A 1,821-nucleotide genomic window follows, 5' to 3' on the forward strand; every position below is an offset into this window, starting at 1 on the left:
ACCTGCGTCTCTCGCCGCCACGCTCGACATAAACTGCGACTGCAAAGAATACGTGTAATGTGGAGCTCCACATTAAACATATTCGCGTGGTGTGATATCGACCTGAATGTCGTTCCACTCGCCCGGATCGATGTCGGCGAGGCGGCGCGACAGCAGCGCTTCCCCCGTCGAGACGATCTGCACCACAGCGGCGTGGCCATCGGCGAGGCCCTGCTCGATCGCGGCGATCAGCGTTGGCGTTTTCATCGCCGTAATGAGATGATTGAAGAAGCGCTGCTTGGCGGATTCAAACGCCGAACGGGCTGCTGACTTCGCCTGTGCGTTGAGCGTGCCCTCGCTGCTCGTGACGTTGGCGGCCTCCAGCGCTGCGTCCAAGTTGTTGTGGATGACCTGAAACGCCCCGGCATAGGCATCGTAGATGCGAACCTGGTCAGCGGTGAGCTGGTGCTCGAGCAGCTCATATTCGATGCCTTCGTACGACAGCGAACGGGCTGCATAGAGACCGAGAGCTTTCAGGTCGCGGGCGAGCACCTCCATCGCTGCGACCCCGCCCGCTTCGATGGCCGCGACGAAATCGGTGCGTTTGTCGAAGGGAAAGTCAGCGCCGCCCCACAGGCCGAGCCGCTGAGCATAGGCAAGGTTCTCGACCGTGGTCGCCCCGGTTGCAGAGACATAAACAATCCGGGCATTGGGCAGTGCATGCTGCAGGCGCAGTCCAGCACGTCCCTGCTGCGAGGGGGCGGAATCGCCCCGTTCGGATTTGCCGCCACCGGCATTCTGCATGGCATGGCTCTCGTCGAAAACAATGACCCCGTCAAAGTCGGTCCCCAGCCAGTCGACGATCTGCTGCACCCGGGAAACCCGGTTTTCGCGCGCGTCGGAGCGTAGCGTGGCATAGGTTGTAAAAAGGATGCCTTGCTCGAGCCGGATCGGCGTGCCCTGGCGGAAGCGGGCGAGCGGCGTGACCAGCAAGGGCTCTTGCCCCAGAGCCTTCCAGTCGCGCTGCGCATCTTCGAGCAGCTTGTCGGATTTCGAAATCCAGATCGCGCGCGTTCGGCCCTTGAGCCAATTGTCGAGCAATATGCCTGCGACCTGACGCCCTTTGCCAGCGCCGGTACCATCGCCGAGGAACCAGCCCTTGCGGAACCGGATGGCCGTGTCGCAGTCATCGGGCGCAGCTTCGACCTTGTCCCAGGTCGCATTAACGGACCAGCTGCCGGCGAGATGGTCAGCATGGGCTTCGCCCGCATAGATGACCGATTCCAGCTGGGCATCCGACAGCAGCCCCTGTTCGACGAGACCAGCGGGCAGATGCGGGCGATAGCTCGGCTTGGGCGGCGCGACCGAGGACATCGCGGCTGATTGCACCAGTCGTGTCGGATGCGGCTGCGCGCCAGCGATGCGGATCGATTGGAGCGAGTAGGGCTCATAGAGCGATTCGGAGAGCGTGCCGTCGGTTGGAGGACACCAGTCGATCACATCATAGTCGAGCGGCACGCCACATATTGCAGGGATCGGGGCTGTAGCCAGTCTAGGCCTTGGGCTGGCTTTGATCGCTTGTGAATTGCGGGCAGCTACCAGTGGCTGAAGAGCTGATGCGGCGATGGGCTGACGTGGCGGGAGGCTGTCGGCCAACCAGCGCAGCAAGGTCGCAAGATCGGGAGCCATGCCTCGCGATGCCGGAAATTGTGCTGGATTGTCTGCGGGAACCTTGTCGATAACGGTCAGCCGGGTTTCAACCGAAGTGCCGTGCGGTGCGAACACGCGGGACTGTCAGGATTTCCGTGTGCGGCCGGGCGGTTGATCATCAGGCCGCCATGG

The 1,821-nt window shown here is 62.5% G+C and carries 1 pseudogene; it reads right to left on the reverse strand.

Features of this window, described 5'->3' with window-relative positions:
* Positions 1–72: 72 nt before the first annotated feature.
* Positions 73–1,764, reverse strand: a pseudogene (locus tag AX692_RS00900) (strawberry notch family protein); the annotation flags it as partial.
* Positions 1,765–1,821 lie beyond the last annotated feature (57 nt).

Origin of the sequence: Erythrobacter donghaensis, assembly GCF_001557325.1 — a bacterium.
Taxonomy (GTDB): domain Bacteria; phylum Pseudomonadota; class Alphaproteobacteria; order Sphingomonadales; family Sphingomonadaceae; genus Erythrobacter; species Erythrobacter donghaensis_B.